The 21371-nt window shown below is 38.8% G+C and carries 18 protein-coding genes and 4 tRNA genes; 8 read left to right on the top strand and 14 right to left on the bottom strand.

Annotated features, from left to right (window positions below; all coding sequences use genetic code 11):
• Nucleotides 1-109: 109 nt before the first annotated feature.
• From AC4CVF_RS16690 to AC4CVF_RS16660, 7 genes are all read right to left on the bottom strand, one after another.
• Nucleotides 110-304, bottom strand: a complete 195-nt coding sequence (locus AC4CVF_RS16690) for a hypothetical protein (RefSeq protein WP_490789728.1) — start codon at nucleotides 302-304, stop codon at nucleotides 110-112.
• 789 nt (nucleotides 305-1093) lie between these two features.
• Nucleotides 1094-1169 (bottom strand) — tRNA-Lys (locus AC4CVF_RS16685).
• A 161-nt stretch (nucleotides 1170-1330) separates the two neighbouring features.
• A tRNA-Lys gene (locus tag AC4CVF_RS16680) sits at nucleotides 1331-1406 on the bottom strand.
• 93 nt (nucleotides 1407-1499) lie between these two features.
• Nucleotides 1500-1575, bottom strand: a tRNA-Lys gene (locus tag AC4CVF_RS16675).
• A 92-nt stretch (nucleotides 1576-1667) separates the two neighbouring features.
• Nucleotides 1668-1743 (bottom strand) — tRNA-Lys (locus AC4CVF_RS16670).
• 194 nt (nucleotides 1744-1937) lie between these two features.
• Nucleotides 1938-3779 (bottom strand): long-chain-acyl-CoA synthetase, encoded by a 1842-nt coding sequence (locus tag AC4CVF_RS16665; protein WP_336952227.1) that lies wholly within the window; start codon nucleotides 3777-3779, stop codon nucleotides 1938-1940.
• 207 nt (nucleotides 3780-3986) lie between these two features.
• Nucleotides 3987-7406 carry an Rne/Rng family ribonuclease gene (locus AC4CVF_RS16660; RefSeq protein WP_336952226.1) on the bottom strand — a complete coding sequence of 1140 codons (3420 nt, stop codon included), beginning with the start codon at nucleotides 7404-7406 and terminating at the stop codon, nucleotides 3987-3989.
• A gap of 768 nt (nucleotides 7407-8174) precedes the next feature.
• Between AC4CVF_RS16660 and AC4CVF_RS16655 the strand changes: the two genes are divergently transcribed.
• The 4 genes from AC4CVF_RS16655 (at nucleotide 8175) to AC4CVF_RS16640 (ending at nucleotide 11377) form a co-directional block, all read left to right on the top strand.
• Nucleotides 8175-9113 (top strand): RluA family pseudouridine synthase, encoded by a 939-nt coding sequence (locus tag AC4CVF_RS16655; RefSeq protein WP_336952225.1) that lies wholly within the window; start codon nucleotides 8175-8177, stop codon nucleotides 9111-9113.
• Between the two features lie 153 nt (nucleotides 9114-9266).
• Nucleotides 9267-9935 (top strand): HAD-IA family hydrolase, encoded by a 669-nt coding sequence (locus AC4CVF_RS16650; RefSeq protein WP_336952224.1) that lies wholly within the window; start codon nucleotides 9267-9269, stop codon nucleotides 9933-9935.
• A 77-nt stretch (nucleotides 9936-10012) separates the two neighbouring features.
• Nucleotides 10013-10714, top strand: coding sequence for a helix-turn-helix transcriptional regulator (locus AC4CVF_RS16645; RefSeq protein ID WP_336952223.1), 702 nt, complete (start codon nucleotides 10013-10015; stop codon nucleotides 10712-10714).
• Nucleotides 10715-10771: 57 nt separating this feature from the next.
• Nucleotides 10772-11377 carry a glutathione S-transferase family protein gene (locus AC4CVF_RS16640; RefSeq protein ID WP_419358941.1) on the top strand — a complete coding sequence of 202 codons (606 nt, stop codon included), beginning with the start codon at nucleotides 10772-10774 and terminating at the stop codon, nucleotides 11375-11377.
• A 137-nt stretch (nucleotides 11378-11514) separates the two neighbouring features.
• Here AC4CVF_RS16640 and AC4CVF_RS16635 read toward each other — a convergent pair whose 3' ends face one another.
• The 3 genes from AC4CVF_RS16635 to AC4CVF_RS16625 all read right to left on the bottom strand — a co-directional run bounded on the left by AC4CVF_RS16635 (nucleotide 11515) and on the right by AC4CVF_RS16625 (nucleotide 14233).
• Nucleotides 11515-12186 carry a DUF1345 domain-containing protein gene (locus AC4CVF_RS16635; protein WP_336952221.1) on the bottom strand — a complete coding sequence of 224 codons (672 nt, stop codon included), beginning with the start codon at nucleotides 12184-12186 and terminating at the stop codon, nucleotides 11515-11517.
• Nucleotides 12187-12307: 121 nt separating this feature from the next.
• Nucleotides 12308-13216 (bottom strand): DNA-binding transcriptional regulator HcaR, encoded by a 909-nt coding sequence (hcaR, locus tag AC4CVF_RS16630; protein ID WP_336952220.1) that lies wholly within the window; start codon nucleotides 13214-13216, stop codon nucleotides 12308-12310.
• Between the two features lie 558 nt (nucleotides 13217-13774).
• A complete protein-coding gene (locus AC4CVF_RS16625) occupies nucleotides 13775-14233 on the bottom strand; it encodes a GNAT family N-acetyltransferase (RefSeq protein ID WP_419358939.1) in 459 nt (152 codons plus the stop codon).
• Between the two features lie 127 nt (nucleotides 14234-14360).
• Here AC4CVF_RS16625 and AC4CVF_RS16620 point away from each other — a divergent pair, with 127 nt between their 5' ends.
• The 4 genes from AC4CVF_RS16620 to AC4CVF_RS16605 all read left to right on the top strand — a co-directional run bounded on the left by AC4CVF_RS16620 (nucleotide 14361) and on the right by AC4CVF_RS16605 (nucleotide 17730).
• Nucleotides 14361-15299 (top strand): cation diffusion facilitator family transporter, encoded by a 939-nt coding sequence (locus AC4CVF_RS16620; protein ID WP_336952218.1) that lies wholly within the window; start codon nucleotides 14361-14363, stop codon nucleotides 15297-15299.
• Between the two features lie 2 nt (nucleotides 15300-15301).
• Nucleotides 15302-16432 carry an MBL fold metallo-hydrolase gene (locus tag AC4CVF_RS16615; protein WP_490789727.1) on the top strand — a complete coding sequence of 377 codons (1131 nt, stop codon included), beginning with the start codon at nucleotides 15302-15304 and terminating at the stop codon, nucleotides 16430-16432.
• A 55-nt stretch (nucleotides 16433-16487) separates the two neighbouring features.
• On the top strand, nucleotides 16488-17015 hold the full coding sequence (locus tag AC4CVF_RS16610) for a hypothetical protein (RefSeq protein ID WP_419327043.1): 528 nt from the start codon (nucleotides 16488-16490) through the stop codon (nucleotides 17013-17015).
• A 64-nt stretch (nucleotides 17016-17079) separates the two neighbouring features.
• Nucleotides 17080-17730 carry a hypothetical protein gene (locus AC4CVF_RS16605; RefSeq protein ID WP_483770387.1) on the top strand — a complete coding sequence of 217 codons (651 nt, stop codon included), beginning with the start codon at nucleotides 17080-17082 and terminating at the stop codon, nucleotides 17728-17730.
• 2 nt (nucleotides 17731-17732) lie between these two features.
• On the opposite strand, the gene AC4CVF_RS16600 is transcribed toward AC4CVF_RS16605, so the two are convergent.
• From AC4CVF_RS16600 to AC4CVF_RS16585, 4 genes are all read right to left on the bottom strand, one after another.
• Nucleotides 17733-18131 (bottom strand): DoxX-like family protein, encoded by a 399-nt coding sequence (locus tag AC4CVF_RS16600; RefSeq protein ID WP_490789726.1) that lies wholly within the window; start codon nucleotides 18129-18131, stop codon nucleotides 17733-17735.
• Nucleotides 18118-18564 carry a thiol-disulfide oxidoreductase DCC family protein gene (locus AC4CVF_RS16595; RefSeq protein ID WP_490789725.1) on the bottom strand — a complete coding sequence of 149 codons (447 nt, stop codon included), beginning with the start codon at nucleotides 18562-18564 and terminating at the stop codon, nucleotides 18118-18120. The genes AC4CVF_RS16600 and AC4CVF_RS16595 overlap by 14 nt, the downstream gene beginning before the upstream one ends.
• Before the next feature lie 102 nt (nucleotides 18565-18666).
• The gene (locus AC4CVF_RS16590; protein WP_004718136.1) at nucleotides 18667-20187 is read right to left on the bottom strand and encodes a catalase; all 1521 of its coding nucleotides are present in this window, start codon (nucleotides 20185-20187) and stop codon (nucleotides 18667-18669) included.
• Nucleotides 20188-20686: 499 nt separating this feature from the next.
• Nucleotides 20687-21322 carry a TetR/AcrR family transcriptional regulator gene (locus AC4CVF_RS16585; protein WP_490789724.1) on the bottom strand — a complete coding sequence of 212 codons (636 nt, stop codon included), beginning with the start codon at nucleotides 21320-21322 and terminating at the stop codon, nucleotides 20687-20689.
• Nucleotides 21323-21371 lie beyond the last annotated feature (49 nt).

The following is a 21371-nucleotide window of genomic DNA, read 5'->3' as shown; positions in this document are numbered from 1 at the left end:
CGTTATCAAATGTTAAACGTGCTGAAAACTCATGCCATGCTCAATCTGACCAACCTAGGTAGTTAAATGGGTTATAGCTCAAATCTAGTAGAGGTTTAATTTGTTTAGATCAATTTAATGCCGTGTTATAGTCAATATATGAGGTAAATTCAAAATGTAGTGATGCTGAATCACCGAAGTCCGTATCGGCAGTAATGATTCCACCGTAAAAATCCGAGTCATGTGACAGTACAAAGCTTCCTTGTAGCGTAGGATCATTAGATTGGTTAGACCACGGAAACGTAGTCTGTTGCGAGTGCGGCATAACCACTTAAGCTAAGACCCGCTGCATGTTCCATTTCTGTGGACACAGCAGAATGGGTTACCATTGTTGTCAGTATTACCGATAAAATTATTGGTTTAATCATATTGATTTACTTTTCGTAAAAATTCTTTTTATTTAAACGTCATTTTTCAACTACAGATTGTTGATTGGTTTTTAACCCATTGTTTTACTCAATTCAAGTGATATTCAAGCAGATGTATATATCGATATTGAATATTGAACAAATACAGGCTTGGGATACTTTTTCTTTAATTTGTTCATGGTTATTCTGGCCTTAATTTTTTCAAAATATTAGATGTTCTTGATTTGAAATTTTAAGGTGATTTCATAAATAATTTTGATTTCTTTGCGATGGAGTAACTACTACACTATTCAGTCTCTTTTAGCCCTAATTTAAAAAAACTTAGGGCCTGATACTGAATATAAAATTTAACCCAATTCTCAGATTGGTTATAACTTTTTTATTTATGGGATAGATTCCTTATGTCCATAACATCTATGGAAAATAGTAAGATTCAGGCAATTCTTGAAAATCGGTGTCACGCTAATATACGTGATTGATTTACGATCTGGTTGGGTTGTGTCATTTGATTACGATTGTAGGTTTGGCTATTTATAGTTGAATCAGTTGACTCAAATTTAAGTTTATATTTTTGAGTATTAATTTTTAGTATTGATTGAATGATAAAACAATAAATTTGATGACATCGTGCTGTTGTAAAAAATTTAAGTGGACTTATTTTAATGAGGATAAGTTTGTTAAAAATCTGGTGGGTTGTGTGGGGTTCGAACCCACGACCAATAGATTAAGAGTCTACTGCTCTACCAACTGAGCTAACAACCCTGAACGTGTCTAAGCCATAGTTAAACGAGAACAAATGATGAAGCAAAATTTTCGAGGGTGGCGAAGCATCTAATGCAGATGTTTGGTTTTGGTCGGAATATTTGCAGGTTTCGTTTCTATTGTAGTACTTTAACCGTACAGAAAGAAGCCCTAAGAAAGAATGGTGGGTCGTCCGCGATTCGAACGCGGGACCAACGGATTAAAAGTCCGCTGCTCTACCAGCTGAGCTAACGACCCTGAGGGAGATGTGTAAAGCGCGATGCTTTACCCGACATTAGTGAAAATCGAGAATTTTCTATCGGTATCTATTTACAGGTTAAAACATAAAGATGGTGGGTCGTCCGCGATTCGAACGCGGGACCAACGGATTAAAAGTCCGCTGCTCTACCAGCTGAGCTAACGACCCTGAGTGAGGACGTGTAAAGCAGTGCTTTACTCGATATTTGTGAAAATTGAAAATTTTCTATCGCTATCCATTTACAGGTCAAAACAATTAAGTGGTGGGTCGTCCGCGATTCGAACGCGGGACCAACGGATTAAAAGTCCGCTGCTCTACCAGCTGAGCTAACGACCCTGAACCTTCATCCAAGCTAGGCTTGAATATGTAGTGCAAGAAAACTAAAAAGTTTTTAAACACCACTTTGTTTTGATGGAGCGTATTTTAGCAAGATATTGATAGAGCGCAAGTAAAAATTAAGAAAGTTTGCAACGTTCGGTTATAAATAACACAAAATGAACTAAAAAAGCCCTGAAATCAGGGCTTTTAGTTTAGAAACGGTATTTATAAGCTTCAATATTGGCAAAAACCTCTGGAGTGACATCGCAATAGGCATTGGCACTTGGCAGTAATACCAATATACGATCAGAGGTTTTTTCAGGATTAAAGGATTGTTCCTTTAATTTATTTTTCTGATATTTAAATGTACCCGTCGTTTCTACAATTTGTTGGATACGTAAAAATACTGGAACTGCATAGGCTGGCAAGTTCTTTTTAAACTCGGCTGCAAGCTGGCTTAAATCCTGTTCAGTCAATTCTTCCCCATCATGTAAAGTAATGGCAGCCATACCTGCTCGACCATTGGTATTTGGAATTTCAACGCCGTAAACTACAGCTTCTGTAATTTTAGGGTATTCACTACAAATATTTTCAACTTCAGTGGTCGAAACATTTTCACCTTTCCAGCGGAAAGTATCACCAAGGCGATCGACAAATTGAGCGTGTCGGAAACCAATATCACGAACCAAGTCACCAGTAATAAAGTAAGAATCGCCCTTTTTAAAGACATCTTTCATGATCACTGACTTGTTCTTTTCAGGATCTGTATAGCCATCAAAAGGGGAACGCTTGGTGATTTTACCAATCAATAAGCCTACTTCACCTTTTTTGACTTTTTGACATATACCATGACTGTCGCGAATGGCTTCATTTTTTTCTTTATCAAACTGGACGATGGCATAAGGTGTAGGTGAGAAGCCAACAGTATTGTTAAAATTAAAAACATTACTGAAGCCTACATTTCCTTCACTAGAGGCATAAAGTTCTAAAATTTCTTCGATACCAAAGCGTTCTTTAAATTTGCCCCAAATATTTGGACGCATACCATTACCGATCATTTTAGTGACACGGTGCGTATGATCAAGTTCTGAAGCAGGTGCATCCATGAGGTAGCGGCAAAGTTCACCGACATAACCAATTGCCGACGCATTAAACTTTTTGACATCAGACCAGAATGCAGAGGTAGAGAATTTACGACGGATTGCCAAAGCTGAACCGCCTGCAATTGCACCACACCAGCACACTACCATACCTGTTGCATGGTAAAGCGGTAAAGTGCAGTACATCACGTCATCTTCACCTAAGTTTAAGACATGACCATATGTTCCGTAGGCCAATGTCCAACGACTGTTGGTAAATACCACAGCTTTAGGTAAACCGGTTGTGCCAGAGGTATAGATATAAAACAAGCCATCTTTCCCTTTGACACTTTGTGTAGTCGAAGGATTGAATTTTGGAAATTGTTGAATTTTTTCAGCGAGATTGATAAAGCCTTGAGGTGCTGTACCTGGTTCTTGCATTGTATTTTGATCTGCAAACCAATGTAGACGGTCTAGAGCAATGTTTAAGTCTTGACGAATCTCATCTACCGCAGCACGGCATTCTTCACCGACGATCACCGCAACAGGATTGACCAAGTTGATACTATGTGTCAACACTTTACCTGTTTGTGAGGTATTGACTAAAGCTGTTGTTACGCCAATTTTTGCCAGTGCAATCACGGTCGCAATCAGTTCAGGACGATTTTCGATCATCACCGTGATCGCATCGCCTTTTTTTATGCCAATAGAAAGATAAAAGTGTGCAATTTGATTGGCCCAGTTATTCAGCTCTTTATAACTATAGCGTTGATCTTCAAATAATAACGCATCACCATAAGGATTGCGTTTTACAGCACGTTCAAAAGCAAGACCTAGCCCAGCAGGCGTATTGGGTGTTCTGATATAAGCTTGTTTAAGTCCAGTCAGGATATTGGGAAGCTTATTGATGAGCTGTGGTAAGCGCTCTGCGACATCAGTAAATCCGATGAGATCGGCCTGTGTTGTTTGACTCATATCAATCCTATTTATTTTTCGTAATCCAATACAATTTTTAGAGTATCATCGACTCACATTACATTTGTCTTTTTAATCGTATAAGACTAGTGCAATCAACCTAATCTGACAAATGTCCTGATAATCTCTTCAAAATAGCAAAAAAACCTAGCCATCGAAATGACTAGGTTCTCTTTAATCGCTACATTTTAAGCAAATTTTTACACATTACTCATCCGCTGGTGGTGTCGCTTTTTTTGGCGGACGGCCACGAGGGCGACGAGGACGGGCCGGTTTTTCATCTGTTGCCACATTGTCTGCCTTTTGGGCATCTTCATCTATGCCAACTTCAGCAGTCGTATCTAAAGCAAGTGATTGTTGTGGCTTTTTCGCCTTTTCAGTTGCAACAATTGCTTTTTCAACTGGCTTAGCTGGGGCTTCTTTGACCACTTCAACTTCCGCAGGCGCTGTTTCAACTGTAGTTTCTACGGGTGTTTCAGCTTGCACTTCTTCTTTTTGAGTAACCACAGGTGCTGCTTCAACTGGGCTTGCTTGAGTCTCAGTTTCCACTTCTTCTGGTTGTTGCTCAAGTTCAGCTTGATGCTCTTGCTTTGCTTGTACAGCTGCTTGTTTTGCTAAACGACGACGTTCACGAGGATCATTCGCTACACGGCGATCATTCTCAGGCTTTGGTGGCGTTAAGTCTAAGACATCAGCAGGTTGTGCTTCTGGCGCTGCTTTAGAGATAGCAACATCACGTGTTACAGGCTGCTTGGTTTGTACATCGGTCTTTTCTTCCACAGTTAAGGTCGCTGAATATTCTTCAGTAAACTTAACCAATGCACGATTGAATGTTGGAATTAATCCAAACTGTTCAATCAATACCGCACAGTCATCACCATAAACATGACGAATCAAAGTTCCCACTGTGTACTGATTTAATGTCGGTACTTGAGAAGGTGCGATTTTAGGGGTTGTTGCTTTTGCTTGAGCAGCATCACGTTGTTGACGGCGTTTTTGACGCGGGTCATTGCTGGCACGTTGCACAGGCTGTTCTACTCGAACCTCTGCTGCAGGTGTTTTTGCTTCAGTAGTTACGGTCTGACTTTCTACAGCAGGCGCAATAGTTGGTTGAGCGTCTACAGTGCGAGGTGCTTTAGCAACAGTTTCAGCTTTTTCATTGCGATCATGGCGCTTCGGTTTGTTGCTTGCTGGCGCAGCAACTTGTTGCGGGTTTAATGCCACAATTTCACTTTGAGCTTGATCAAGATTGACCACTAAAGCTGTTTCAAGAGCTGCATGCTTCGGTGTGTCAATGAGTTCAACTTTAGGTTGTTGCTCTTGAGTTTGATTATGCTCTACTGGCGCATTGTTATTTGGCGCTTGTTGTTGCTCATCATTAAACACGCTGCTATCGCGATGACGATTTGGGCGGTTTGGACGTTGCTGATGGTTACGATCACGACGTGGAACCGCTTGTTCAGCAGGGGTTGCTTCAGCATTTTGATCATGCTGTTGACGTGGCTGCTTTTGCTGACGACGTTGATCACGTTGTTCCTGACGCTGTTCTTGGCGTTGCTCTTGACGAGGCACCTGAACCACTTCTTCAATCACTTGATGTTGATCAGTATTTTGTTCACGTGGCTCTTTATGCTTGTTACGATTTTTGTTTTTATTGTTGTTATTACGCGGCGCTCTTTCTTCTTTCTCGCCCTGTTTTTCATATTCACGCGGTTCTTGTTTTTGAACAGGTGCATGTGAAAGATAAGCATTGGTTTCAGGAATAACCTGAGCTTCAATCGCTGTTGGAGCAACATTATTATTCACTTGACCAAATTGACCACGGCTTATAGCACCGCCATTAATCATTTGTTCAATTGCCGCAGCTGCATTGTTTGCAGAACGTGATTGGTCAACTGTTGCCGCTTGCTTTTGGACAAACAGATTTTCTAACCAAGCACATGGGCTTGAAGCTGGTTGAGCAACTTGTGCTTGAACCGTTTGTTGAACTTTTTGTGGTTGAGCAGGTTGTTGTTTTCTATTTTGCTTATTGTTTTGCGCTTGAGCCGGTGCAGTATTGTGTTGCGTTTGCTCTTCTTCCAAATGCCACTCAGATGACTCATAGCCCAATTCTTTTTCGCTTGAACGTGTAGCTTCAGTACGCTCATAGCTTGTTGGCGCAAAACCTTCAGGGTTATATGAGATTTCGTAATGTGGAGTTTCTAAATGTGGATGTGGCAATACAGTCACACGAACATTTGACGTTTGTTCTAAGTAAACCAGACTGTGACGCTTTTCATTCAACAAGAATGCTGCAATTTCAACAGGCACTTCAACTTGAACCTCACCTTGACGTTCACGTAATGCTATCTCTTCAACTTTACGCATAATTGAAAGAGAAAGTGAGCGTAAATCACGCACCATGCCTGTGCCATGACAGCGAGGGCATACATAACCAGTAGCTTCTTCAAGAGATGGGCGTAAACGTTGACGGCTCATTTCCATTAAACCGAAACGAGATAATTGACCGAACTGGATACGGGCACGATCACTTTGCGTCGCTTCACGAAGTTTGGCCTCAACCATACGTTGATTGCGTTCTTTGGTCATATCGATAAAGTCGATCACAACCAAACCACCAATATCACGTAAACGTAATTGGCGAGCAATTTCTTCCGCTGCCTCTAAATTGGTACTGAGTGCAGTTTCTTCTACATCATGCCCACGTGTTGATTTCGCTGAGTTGATGTCAATTGAAACAAGTGCTTCAGTTTGGTCGATCACAATTGAACCGCCTGAAGGAAGTTTAACTTCACGTTCATAAGCTGTTTGAATTTGACTTTCAATACCAAAATGCGCAAATAACGGTTCATTTAAAGTATAGGTTTTTAACTTATCCAATTGATTTGGCATAACCGCTTTAACAAAGTTATAGGCTTCGTTATAGGCTTGCTCTGAGTCAATTAAAATTTCTGCAACATCATCACGTAAATAGTCACGGATAGCACGTGTCACAACACCCGCTTCTTGATGAACAAGCATTGGTGATGGACCAGAGTTTGCAGTACCTTGGATTTGAGCCCAAAGATCTAGCAAATGTTGAAGGTCAAGTTGAAGTTCTTCTTGTGAACGCCCAATCCCTGCTGTACGAACAATCACGCTCATACCACGTGGGGTATTTAATGACGCCAACATTTCTTTAAGTTCTTCACGAACTGAACCCGAAATTTGACGGCTAATACCACCACCTTTCGGATTGTTCGGCATCAATACTAAATAGCGACCAGCAAGAGATATATAGGTTGAAAGTGCCGCGCCTTTGTTGCCACGCTCTTCTTTTTCAACTTGAACGAGAAGTTCTGTGCCTTCAGTGATGAGTTCACGAATATTTGAAGTTTGGCGAGGATCTGCCTTGTAATAAGTATTGGCAATTTCGCGCATCGACAAGAAACCTTGACGACCTGCTCCATACTCTACAAATACAGCTTCTAGAGAAGGCTCTACGCGAGTGACATGGCCTTTATAGATATTGGCTTTCTTTTGTTCACGTGTACGGTTTTCTAAATCGAAATCGTAAAGACGGTGACCAGTGATGAGTGCAACGCGAACTTCTTCGGCATGTGTTGCATTAATCAACATACGTTTCATGGGTGTAACACCTAATAGTGATTCACACCAACAACTCGCTATCTTTTTAAGTGAAGCGAACATCTAAAATATTGGATCAATGCCCAAATCACGGATACATCCAATATGATTTGAGTAATTTACCCACTTGTTTTGAGCAAGGTTGGGTTTGATGCCTGTATTGATGCTGCAATACTTCTTTAATCTTTGCACGATTAAAGTTTTGAGGTTTTCACTGGCACTTAAGTGGTGCATTGGATGACTGATTTGATTCGTCTTTCACTATCACATTGCTCGAAGAGCATCTCAACTTTTGTGAGAGCGTCTTGATACGGAATTATCATCGTACCTTTACAAATTGTGCAGTTCCAATGCCTCAAACACTTATGTCCTGAATAACACTCTACAGCGACTTGCCTGATGTGCATCAGTTTATGTTTAAAAACCAACGTCTGGGTTGGCGACATATATTTTTAAACAAACTGATTTCTGTACTTTAAGTACAATTAAACGCAACAGTTTGTCTTTTTGCCGATATAATAAAGCCTTCGGCGTCGGCATATTCTTTTGGGACCTTTCCGCATCTGTCGTGAATTTTATCGTATGTGTCACGCTTTCATTTTTAAAAAAGGGTGGCACTAAATTTCACTTACGGTGGTATCCGTGCGCTGACTATAGCAAACCTTGAATCATCTGCCTATGGGCTATATGCTTATTTTGTATGAAAAGCATAGTCTAAATGATCAGTTTTTAATCAAATTTTAGTTTTTTATTGGATCACCTAACTGTATGAATTCTACGCAACAATGGCAAAATGTAACTTGGTTTGAAGTAGACGAGCATCAAGAAGGCCAGCGCATCGATAATTTCTTATTTACTCGCCTGAAAGGTGTGCCGAAAAGCCGTATTTATCGTTTAATTCGTGAAGGTCAAGTGCGGGTCAATAAAAAGCGTATAAAAGCAGAAACTAAGCTGGCAATTGGCGATCAAATCCGTGTTGCACCTATTCGCTTTGAGCAAAAAGATGAAACTGATGTACCTGTATCCGATAAAGTTGCTCAAAGCTTGCTTAGCCGTGTGGTGTATGAGGATGAAGGTTTATTGGTGATCAATAAACCTTCTGGAATTGCAGTACATGGCGGAAGCGGTGTGGCATACGGCTTAATTGAAGGCTTACGTGCGGCGACAGGTAAAAAATATTTGGAATTGATTCATCGTATTGACCGTGATACCTCAGGTCTGGTGATGGTGAGTAAAAAACGTAGCACCTTGAAAACGCTACAAGACTTGTTGCGTGAGCATAAAATTAAAAAAACCTATGCTGCAATTGTCAAAGGTCAAGTGAGCTTAGACCAACAGTTGATTAATCAACCTTTATTGCGCTATGAATTGTCCAATGGTGAACGTCGTGTACGTGTTTCAGATGAAGGTAAAGAATCTAAGACACAATGGAAAGTGGCAGAGCGCTTTATGCACGCAACATTGGTCTATGCTTCTCCATTGTCGGGTCGTACCCATCAAATTCGTGTGCATGGCTTAAGTATTGGTCATCCTTTGGTGGGTGACGATAAGTACGGTCATGAAACAGAATATCGTGGACCAAAAGCTCGGAGATTAAGCTTACATGCGATGCGATTAGAAATTCCAGGTTATCCTGTGATTGAAGCGCCTTTACCGGAAGATATGCAAAGCTTGGTTGCACAATTAAGAGCACAAAAGAAAGATTGATTCTATCTTGCTGCTCAGTTTATCTTTTACATAAAGGGAACTTGTTATATGAAAAGTTCCCTTTGTATTTAAAAATGCGTTAGCTTGTCATGTAAAGCGTATAAGATTTAAAAATGAGTCATGCGTACACTGAGCAAATATTGGAAATAATTCATGCAAAAACCTGTAAAGCTTATCATTTTTGATTGGGATGGCACTTTATTTGATTCAGTTGGGCAAATTGTGGCGAGTTTGTTGGTGGCTGCAAAAGAATTTGAGCAGCCGTTAACAGCTGATGCTGCGAAAAGTATTATTGGTTTGGGGTTGCCTGAAGTTGCTCAAGTGTTATTTCCTCAAGTTCCAGAGTTACATACTGAAATTTTAAAATGCTATGGTGATCATTATGTTGAGCATTCCAAAGATGATTTGTGGTTCGCTGGCGTTTCTGAAATGTTGCATGATTTAAAAAATCAAAATATCAAATTGGCAGTCGCAACAGGAAAAAGCCGTCGTGGTTTAGATCGTGTTTTGGCTCAGACCCAGAGTCAGAATTTATTTGAGATCACCCGTGCGGCCAGCGAAACCAAATCCAAACCCGATCCATTGATGTTGGCTGAAATTTTAGATTATACTGGAATTCAGGCGGAGCAAGCCATTATGGTGGGTGATACATCTTATGACTTAGAAATGGCACAGAATATTGCTATGCCACGTGTTGGGGTGAGTTATGGGGTACATGCGATTGATGTATTACAGCGTTTTAATCCGCTGACGATCGCGGATAACGTCGATCATTTACATCAGTTTTTAGCTCAACAGCTTAAGGCACCTGAAGTTGCTTAGTTGCTTTTACGCTGTTTGCAGATTGCTCTCAGCGTAAACTTAGATAAAACCAACGAGTTATAATAAAAAAATTGACCATGAGCCGCTCTATTCGATTACTCACTTTATTACAACTTTTACGTGAACAGCGTTATCCCATTACCGCGCAATGCTTAGCAGAACATTTGGAGATTAGTGTCCGAAGTGTTTATCGGGATATTGAAAGTTTACGTGACCAAGGTGTTAATATTGAGGGCAGTGCGGGCTTAGGATTTCAGCTGAAAGAAAACTTTTTACTGCCTCCGATGAGTTTGGATGAAACAGAAGTCGAAGCAGTGTTCTTGGCATTGCATTGGTTAAGGTCAGTGCCAGATCCAGCATTGAAAAATGCTGCACATTCAGTTTTGGCCAAACTTAATGCAGTATTGCCCAAGAATAAACAAGAGCTGATTGATGAAACCATGCTTCGGTCTATCAACCATTGGCTTGTGGTTGACGAAAAAATTGTCGAACAAGTACGTCTAGCTATTCGATATCAGGTCAAGATCGAAGTGCATTATTTAGATGAAAAACAAAATATTTCTACCCGTATGCTTTGGCCTTTTGTTTTAGGATATTTCAATGACAAAATGCTGTTGGCTGCATGGTGTGAATTACGTGAAGATTTTCGAAATTTTCGTTTAGATCGTATACAAAAATTAAATGTGACTGAAATCATTTACCCAGAGTTTAAGCGCCATCTTTTTCAGGCATGGTGGCAAAAAGAGCTGCAAAAAAAATCCATGCTAAAAAGCTCCTGACAAAAACTGACACAGCCGCCCTTTATATTCAATACACCACTATAAAGGAATGGAAAAATGGGCTTAAAACTATATAGCAACGCGCAGTCTAGAGGTCTTGTTATTGAATGGCTACTGATTGAGCTGGGGGCTGAATTTGAAAAAATTGAGTTGGCTTATCACACTGAAATGAAGTCGGAATCTTATCTAAACATTAACCCATTTGGCAAAGTACCCACCTTAGTCGATGGCGATGTGGTGATTTATGAAATGCCTGCAATTTGCGCCTATTTGGCAGATAAGTTTTTTGATCAAGGGCTTGCACCAGCGCTGGATGATCCAAAACGTGGTTTGTATTTCCGTTGGTTATTCTTTGCTGCTGGACCGTGGGATGCAGCCACAACGGATCGCGCATTAAAGGTTGAGGTTACCGATGAACAAAAAATGCATATTGGCTATGGAAACTTTCAGGACAGCTATACGGCTTTAATTCAGGGCTTGGAGCAGGCTCAACCTTATCTATGTGGTGAGCAATTTACGGTAGCCGATGTGTTTGTTGGCTCCATGCTATTTTGGCAATTGAAGATGGCAGAGATTGAAAGCCATCCTGCAATTGAAAAGTATCTTAATTCAATCAAAAGCAGAAAAAACTTAAGAAATAATCAAGTGCTTTTTAGCGACTAAATCATCAAGACGATGCAAACTTAGCATGATCTCATACTGGGTTTGTATTGAGGTTTTTAGTCATATTCAAGCGCAGAAAATTATAAAAAACTTTGGAGATTGGATTTTGGTGTTAATCCCACTATTTTTTACTTCTGTTAAATAAAACCTGCAGCAACATTAATACAGATCGCCAAAATCGTCGTGTTAAATCCATATGCCAAAAGGATATGTAGAATATTTAAAACTCGCATTGAGCGAGAAGTGATAGATACATCTGCAGTTTGTGCAGAAGTACCAATGACATAACTAAAATATAAAAATTCAGGATAGGTTGGCTTAGGGGTTTTCGGAAAGTCCAATCCTCCATCCTGTCGATTCTCTACGGCCAAATAAAAGTCATGTGCGTAATGAATAGCAAAAATGGTATGCATAAATAACCATGCAAAAATAATGGTAAAAATCGCTAAAGCGATATGTCCTGCTTTAATTCCAGTCACATCGGGCAAATGTGCCAGTTCAATAATAATGGCAATAAAGCACATGATGAGTGAGAGCACAACCAACAGCAAAATGATCCATTTGCTAGCATCCTGCTGTTGAGCACGCTTTAAAATATGCGCTTGATTGGTTGCCCAGAGCATTTTCATCGTTAGGATGAGATAAATCAAAATGGCAATATTCCAACTGAATAACAAATTGGTTGACCACTGCCAATCTGTACCAAAAGACATCCCCATATATACAACTGCAGTGAGTAGAAAACTAATAAAGAAGTATGGGCGAGACTGTATACCTGATCGAAATTGATGAAATGCACGTCCTATCATGATGGACACCGCCTAAGTTAAAAATTGAGATGTATTTGCGTAAAAAAAATGGACATAAGTTTTATGTGTTTAAGCCGTCCTATTTAAAAAACAATGATGTGTTAATTTTGGAGCAGTGCTCTTATTCTTGCTCTAAGCGATTGATATCCAAATAAAATACTTTGGTTAATAATTCGATGAACTTTTGTATAGCAACCGAGCCAGCACTTTTTCGATAACTCACATACAAGTCTAGATAGGGCAGTTCAATATCTAAAGGTCGAATGACGGTGTTACTGGTGGTCAATGGCGCAATATAACTCGGCAAAATTGTACAGCCTAAGCCCGCTCCAACTGAGTTGATATTCAGTAAAATATTGTCAGCTTTTTGGACGATATTCAATTCAATATTATTGTGTTTGGCAAATTCTAAAATGGTGTTATGTAAGGTGCTGGATTGTTCTTCGGCAGGGATAATAAAGTCGATAGCATTTAATGCTTTAACAGGGATACGTTCATGCTTTGCTAAAGGATGGTCTTTGGGTAAAAGAACAATTAACGGCTCACGCAGCACAAATTTACTTTCAAATTCTTCATTATGAAAATTGTGTCTGCTAAAGCTGATATCTAGCTCACCCTTTTTCATTGCACGTATTTGTTCAAGGTTATTTAAGTTAAATAACTCAATTTTGAGATCAGGATTTTGTACCCTTAAATTAGGCAATACATAAGGGAAAATTTTCATTTCAGCAACGGGCACAAACCCAATCCTTAACAATTGCTGTTTGGCTTTGGAAACTTGTCTGGCCATCGCAACAGCCTTATCGGCTTGCGCTAAGGTTAAGCGTGCTTGTTCAAGGAAAACAGCGCCTTCTTCGGTAAGTTCAACTTTACGCTTTGTCCGATTTAACAGTCGAACACCGACATCTTCTTCAAGATCTTTGATCTGTTGGCTGAGTGAGGGTTGTGCCGTATAAAGTCTCAGTGCTGCTTTGCTAAAGTTTAGTTCTTCAGCCACAGTAATGAAGTATCTCAGATGTCGTAATTCCATATAACGCGTCCAAAGAATAATCCAAAAAATGTCTTACTAATATTTTATAATAGTATAATCTATAAACAACTGTCAGGTGAAGATGATTATAGTATTTAGAAAATAAATGAACTTTTAAAATTCATTGTTATTTTAATATAGAAAATAACATGGTGAATAATCTATAAAATATCTTAATAAAAATAAAAAATATTTCTCTAAGCTCTATCCTAGAAGCAATCATTTGTACAAAGTTGAATCAATTTATCTATGGCTCTTGCTTGTCAAAAGCGTACTTGCAGGAATGAAAGAATTGATATCAAGACTTTCATTAATCTACATAATGGCCATATCTCGCCATTAATCTAAAGCGATCCTAATTTATATGAACGAACACTTGAAAAGTGTTTGATTGCACTGGTTTAAGTTGTTTTAATCTGTCTTATAGACATGATTATACTGAGAATTTCATAAAATTGACTTTGAGATTGGGTAAAGTCAGCTTTATGTATCTAGAGATTCTAGAGTTGATGAGAGCGTTCATGCTGATGTTTTTGATATCGCTTTATCTCAAAACGTTTAGACGGATGGCTTCTTTAATTTTAAATGCAAAATTGGAAATGGATTACCTTCAGCATCAAGTTCTGAACGCGCAATTTGTTGGAAGTTATGTTTCTTATAAAACTCCAAAGCACGAATATTTTGTTCGTTGACATCTACTTCATGTGCACCTAACTCAAAAGCTTTTTGAATGAGCATTGAACCGATGCCTTGATCAAAAAAATTAGGGTCAATAAATAACATTTCAATCTTTTGATAAGCCAGTCCCATAAACCCAGCGATTTGACCTTCACGTTCCACATGAAACAACTGCACATGATCAAAATAATGATGCTGAATGATGAGTGTTTTAATTTGTAAAATATGTTGTTCATTTAAAAAGTCATGAGTCGCACGCACAGAAGCTTCCCAAATTTTCAATAATTGTGGATGAGACTGCGACGGAGTATTTAGAATATTGGTTAAATTGGGTTCCATAAAAGATTCACTCAATTGTGAAAAACAACAAAAAATAAAGAAAAATCACAGATAGTTTCGCTAATATGAAGCAGGACAGCTATAAAAATCAAATTGATGTATTTGATGATAAAAAACAGGACAATAAATGTCAGATTCCAACAAAATTGTTGTATATGCAGCACTTTTGGGCAATTTAGCCATTGCTCTGGTTAAGTTTGTTGCCGCCTATATTACAAATAGTTCAGCGATGCTCAGTGAGGCAGTCCATTCTGTCGTAGATACTTTAAATGAAATCTTATTGCTGTATGGTTTAAAAAAATCACAACAGCCTGCAAATTATCATCATCCCTTCGGTTATGGAAGAGAGTTATACTTTTGGGCCTTTATTGTTGCACTGTTGGTTTTTGCTTTAGGTGCGGTAGTTTCAATTTATCAGGGTATTCAACATATTCGTCATCCAGAAGTTATACAATCCCCATTGGTCAACTATGTGGTACTCGGGTTTGCGCTGCTTTGTGAAGGAGCTTCATGGTTTATTGCGTTGAAAACATTTAAAAAGACCAAAGGTCAGATGGGATATTTTGAAGCATTCCGTCGCAGTAAAGATCCGACAACCTTTACTGTTTTATTTGAAGACTCAGCAGCTCTAATTGGCTTAATCATTGCATTGCTTGGAATATTTTGTGCTCAGCAGTTTAATTTACCCGTTTTAGATGGTGTGGCTTCGGTACTGATTGGTGTTGTCTTGGCTATATCAGCCTTGCTTTTGGCAAGGGAAACCAAAGGGTTGTTGATGGGTGAAACAGCAGATCCAAAACTGCGTCATAATGTATTGAAAATTGCTCAAGAAGATCCTGCCGTACATTCAGCAAATGGCGTATTGACTGAACAAATGGGCGCACATCAAGTGATTGCTTCTTTAAGCTTAGAGTTTAAAGATAGTTTAACTTCAGATGATATCGAAGTCTGTGTGAACAGAATTGAAGCAAAGATTAAAAGTATTCATCCCGAAATCGTGGCATTATTCGTGAAGCCACAAACACAGCAAGTATGGCTTGAAAGAATGAAAGGGCGTTTAGAGTAATCATGTCGAAACAAGAGCCAATGGTACGTCTTGAAGATACAACGGTACAAGACAACACAATGCAAAATAAGACTGTTCCATCTCAGCAAGTTCAACAATTGCATTATCGAATTGATACTGAAAATTGTCTGTCACATACATGGTATAAACCTGTATTTAGTGTGATTGGTTCAAATCAGCACAATGGTGAACGGTTCTTTAATGAAGTAGGTAAACCACAAGGGCGTAGCCGTTGGGATTTGATGAAATGGCTGGGTACCCGAAAATCATATACTTGGAATGTGGATACCCAAAAAGAATCATCAGAATTCTATGCGGCAACACGCGTATTACCTCAGAATCGACCAGATGCTGATGAACATGATTGGCAAATCTGGTTTGTGAGTCATGCGACTGTACTGGTTCAAATTGGTCCCTATAACTTTTTAACTGATCCTGTTTGGGCCGACTATGTTAGTCCGAAACATGGGCGTGGACCAAAACGTGTGATTCCTGCTGGAATTGCTTTAGAACAATTGCCAGAGATTCATGCAGTTTTACTCAGTCATAATCACTATGACCATATGGATTTAGCCTCTTTAAGATGGCTACACAACAAGTTTGCCATGCCAATCTATACAGGTTTGGGCAATGCCTGTTACTTGCCTAAAGAGTTCCATGTGATTGAGATGGACTGGTGGCAATCTGCATTGTTTAAAAACTTAAAAATTATTTATACCCCAGCACAGCATGGCTCGGGTCGTGGTTTACGTGATCAGAATATTGCATTGTGGGGTGGTTTTTCTGTGGTATCGCAACATGGTCATTTCTTCTTTGCTGGCGATACGGGGTATTCACCGCATTTTAAAGAAATTCAAAAACGGTTAGGTTCACCGCGAATTGCGTTATTGCCAATCGGTGCGTATGAACCAAGAGCGCTAATGAAATATATGCACATGAATCCACAAGATGCTTTTCAGGCGCATTTAGATTTACAAGCCAAGCGTTCTTTGGCAATTCATTACCGTACTTTCCAATTGACGGATGAAGCGCGGGAACAGCCTGAGCAGGATTTACAAAAGGCTATGAAGAATTCATCAAAAATGATTAATCCATTCTACTGTATTCGTGAAGGCCGTAAATTGGTGGTGTAGTGAGTCTTATTGAGCCATAAAAATTGAGAGCGCTAAAAAATTGAGAACACTAAAAATGATAAAAATCTTATCGAGTACTTTGTTGTTTTGCTTGGTGATGAGCTCAGTTGCTGCAAAATCTATAGACCTAACTCAAGCGGCTGGGGCTGATTGTGTTTCAGATAAGCCTTGTGCTGATGGAGATCAGATGACTATGGCAACAGCCGAAGAAGATAGTCCAGCAGCAGATGATACAGAGAGTATCAAACCTCTCAATGAAAAATATGACTTGGAAACGGGTGATGAATGGAAATTAATTCATCAAAATTCAAATAATCAATTTTTTGAAAGTATCACCACAATATCTGATGGGAATCAACTTATTCAAGCTTGGGTTAAAAGTGTGAACCCAAAAAGGCAATACATGATTAATTATTATCAAGTACTGTGTAAGGATCGGACATTTACACGACTTGAGCAGTTTAAAAGTCAGGATGATAAAAACTATAAACTGGTTAAAAAGGTCGAGCATTATCGTCAGACACAACCCTTTAGTCAGGCAGGTGAAATACTTCCAGTTTTGCAAAAGCTGTGTCAGGATTAGGGGGTATTTACCCAGACTAAAAAATAGTGTTGATTCCTGATTGAAAAATCAAGGGAGATGAATAATGAAAATAATCCAAACTTTATTGATGTTACTGGCATTATCTAGTACAGCTTTTGCTGAGACTCAAAATATACAAATTAATCAAAATAATTTTGAGTTGAAAACAGGGATGAATCAAGATGATGTTGATTTATTACGAAAAGATATTGAATTATATCGAGATAATAAAAAGCTGCTCACGCATACAATTTATTCAACCACGGGTGACTGTAGTATTCTCCAGATTGAATTGGGTGATTATGAGATTAAAGATAATAAGATTATTTTTTATAGCTACTGGGCTTCGGGTGATCGGCAGGGACTCTGGACCTATCCTTATGGTGTGCGCAAACAAACCTATACTGTGGATGCAAAGGGTAAAGTGGAATTAGTCAGTGCTGTACTATATGTTGAAGATATTTTGGGTGATCCGCTTAGCACAAACCCAGATGAGGAATACCTTCAATTTTTGCATACCGCTCCCAAAACCAAACAACAACAACGTGCACTGAATGAATATATTCAAACCATGCAAAGTGATTATAAAGGTCGATTTGTACATGGACAGGAACGAGTGCGCTTAATTCAAGAAGTGAAAAGCAAACTTGCCAAGCAAATTGCGACTGAAACCAAAGGATGGAAAGAGCAGTTTGGTACAAATATGCGAATGTAAGTTTATTCGGCTTTTTGAGCATTGAGAAGTTGAATTGCGACAATAGACAGTGTGGCCATTGCGGTATTCATGATGAAAGGATTAAAACCCCGCGCAAAATAGTGTGGATAAACGATCGCAACAACCAGTAAAAACAACAGCATCGCGATGATATTTAAATAATGCAGAAGATTTGATTGTCTAAAAATAAGAAATAATCCACCAAATATTATTTCTCCAAATCCTGAGAGTTCAATAAGTCTAGGAATGGGCAACAATTGAATCCCTGTAAATTGCCAAAATTGTTGCTCTTCGATGACTTTATATATAATTTTAGGGATGAGCCCTTGATAAAACCATAATACAGCCAGTGAAATATGAATGGTCAATAAGGCATTCTGAAGTACTTTAGAATTTTGCATCAATGCTATGTTCCAAAAAATGTTTTTTATTTTTAGATGAAGGCAGTAAACACTGTGCATTTGTACCAAATAAACGATAGCGATTTAAAGCGATTCGGCAATATAGAAAATCTCGGATAAATTTAGGTATCCCGTACCCCATTTTTAAATATGAAAAGGGTGGTCCTAAGCTTTCAATCACTTTTAAAAACGCAGTGGATTCACTATAGGCTTGCCCATTTTTAATCACCAACATGCTATCAAATTGCTCAGTGGGCATTTGGTAATGTCTTAAGATGTCTTGTCCTAAAGGTGATTGCACCGAAGTTAATTTAAATTGTGCCTGTGTATCATATTTGATTAAAAACTTTGCCCAGCCATTACATAACACACAGATTTCATCAAATAAAATGATGTCATGTTGTTGAATTAGCGCTTCAATTTTCTGTTGCATGGCTTTACTCGCAATTGGGAGTTTCTTCAATATAGTGCATTTATACAAAATAAAAAACCGCCCGAAGGCGGTTTCTATTGAATGACTTTTATTGAACTAGACTTATTGAAAACCAGGATGACCTTTACCAGGATCGCTATCCCGTGCAGCTTGTGCATCTGCAACAGTTAAGCCCAAGGCTTTTGCCACGCCTTCACCATACGCTGGATCACATGCATAACAGTTACGGATATGACGATACTTAATAAAATCAAGTGCATCACCCATTGCACCCGCCGTATTATCAAACAGTGCTTGTTTTTGCGTATCATTCATTAAATTGAATAAAGCGCGTGGTTGGCTGAAATAATCCGAATCATCTTGGCGGAAATCCCAATAATCTGCATCACCACTGATTTTTAATGGTGGTTCTTTAAACTGAGCTTGTTCTTGCCATTGGCTGAAACTGTTCGGTTCATAGTGTGGTAAACCGCCATAGTTTGCATCGACACGGCCTTGACCATCACGGTGATTAGAGTGAACAGGGCAACGTGCAGCATTGACAGGAATTTGTTGATAATTCACACCCAAACGGTAGCGTTGAGCATCGGCATAGTTAAATAATCGCGCTTGCAACATACGGTCAGGTGAAACACTAATACCTGGAACTAAATTGCTTGGTGCAAAAGCTGATTGTTCTACATCAAGGAAGAAGTTTTCAGGATTTTTATTCAGCTCAAACTCACCCACATCAATCAGTGGATAATCTGCATGAGGCCAAACTTTGGTAAGGTCAAATGGATGATAAGGGACTTTCTCTGCATCTGTTTCAGGCATGACTTGAATTTGAAGCTTCCACTTTGGGAAGTTACCATTTTCAATCGAATCAAATAAATCACGTTGATTACTTTCACGATCTTTAGCAACAACCGCTTCCGCTTCAGCATCGGTTAAATTTTCAATGCCTTGTTGGGTGCGGAAATGAAATTTGACCCAAAAACGTTCATTGTTTGCATTGATAAAGCTGTACGTATGACTACCAAAACCATGCATATGGCGGAAGCTTTTTGGAATACCACGATCAGACATCACAATCGTCACCTGATGCAAAGCTTCAGGTAATAACGTCCAAAAATCCCAGTTGTTGGTTGCACTACGTAGATTGGTTTTGGGGTCACGTTTTACGGCTTTATTTAAATCTGGGAATTTACGCGGATCACGCATGAAAAAGACGGGAGTATTGTTTCCAACGAGATCCCAGTTACCTTCTTCGGTATAGAACTTGAGTGCAAAACCTCGAATATCACGTTCTGCATCTGCTGCACCACGTTCACCAGCTACAGTGGTGAAGCGTGCAAACATTTCTGTTTGTTTGCCAATTTGTGAGAATATTTTAGCGCGTGTGTACTGAGTAATATCGTGAGTTACGGTAAATGTACCAAAAGCACCTGAACCTTTTGCATGCATTCTGCGCTCAGGAATAACCTCGCGTACAAAGTTGGCCAGTTTCTCGTTTAACCATAAATCTTGTGCCAGTAGAGGACCACGTGCGCCTGCCGTTAAACTATTTTGGTTGTCTACAACAGGTGCACCAAAAGCCGTTGTCAGGTGGGTTACAGGACATTTTTTTGAGTCTTGGCTCATTCTATTTCTCCATTTTTAATTAATCATGTATTCATTTTTGAATAGATGGAATAGATAAAGAATATTCGCTATTACATGACATTAACCGTAATTGAAAAACCAATATAGTGCACAATTGTTAAATCTAATTGATCTAAAAATAAATGATTTGTCATTTATTTTTAGAAACAACTTACCGGTCTTTATCTGCTTTAAAAATATTGTTGATCAAGGAAGAGCAAGCAATGTTTTAAAGCGATAACTTTACTTTAGAGTGATTTTTTATATTTGTGAAATTGATAAAAATATTGTTATTGATTTGTTTTGGCGATTAATGGGGCAGAGCTCTGCGTACTGATAGGTAAAATAATAATTCAGCTTTTATTTACAATAATAATGATGGTTTAAAATATAAAAATCAATAGCTTGTGTTTTTTGGTGAAAATGGACTTGGATACAACCAACTTGTCTTCATCCATTTGAGAATATTTTGCAGAGCGAAAATTGATTGCATTCAATTTTAGAAAATCTGTTTTTTAATACATATAACGCTATTTATAATTTGAACCATATCCGCTTCCAAAACTTTCCAATCCTTAAACTCAGGTTCGATCAACAATGTCTGCGAGACAAAACCATAGCAAATTCGTTGTACATTTAGACTTATCTGTTTGAGTTTTTCATCATCCTGAATAAAAGGTTTCAGCATGTTTTGCCACATCTCTACCATCATGGCATAACTTTTTTGATACGTTTCAATACTGGAAACCTGTCGTTCTAATAAGAAAGACTGGGCCCATAAAAATTGTTGTGTTTGAATTTGCTCAAGTTGAAAATGAATAATTTGCTGTAAATAGCTTTGAAAATCTGATTTTGTGGATAAGTCATACACGCTTTGTGCATAACTTTTTAAGACTTCTGCATTGCTTTTTACATGTTGGTGAATGGTTAAAGCAATCAAATCTTCTTTTTTAGAAAAATACTCATAGAACGTCCCTAAACCCACACCAGCAAGATCAGTAATTTCACGAATGGTAATTTTATTGGCAGGATGTTCATGTAAAAGCCGAACAAAACTTTCCATCAACGCTTCTTGCGTGATACGTGCCCTTGATTGGCGGGGTTTACGACGCACATTGATTGCAGGTAAAGCCATAAAAATAATCCGAACATCCTTGAAGGTATTTTCTTCTATACTGAATGCA

This window comes from Acinetobacter sp. LipI_19 (assembly GCF_058242925.1).
The sequence above is the reverse complement of the archived record's forward strand: the minus strand, read 5'-3'. Positions and strand labels throughout refer to the sequence as shown.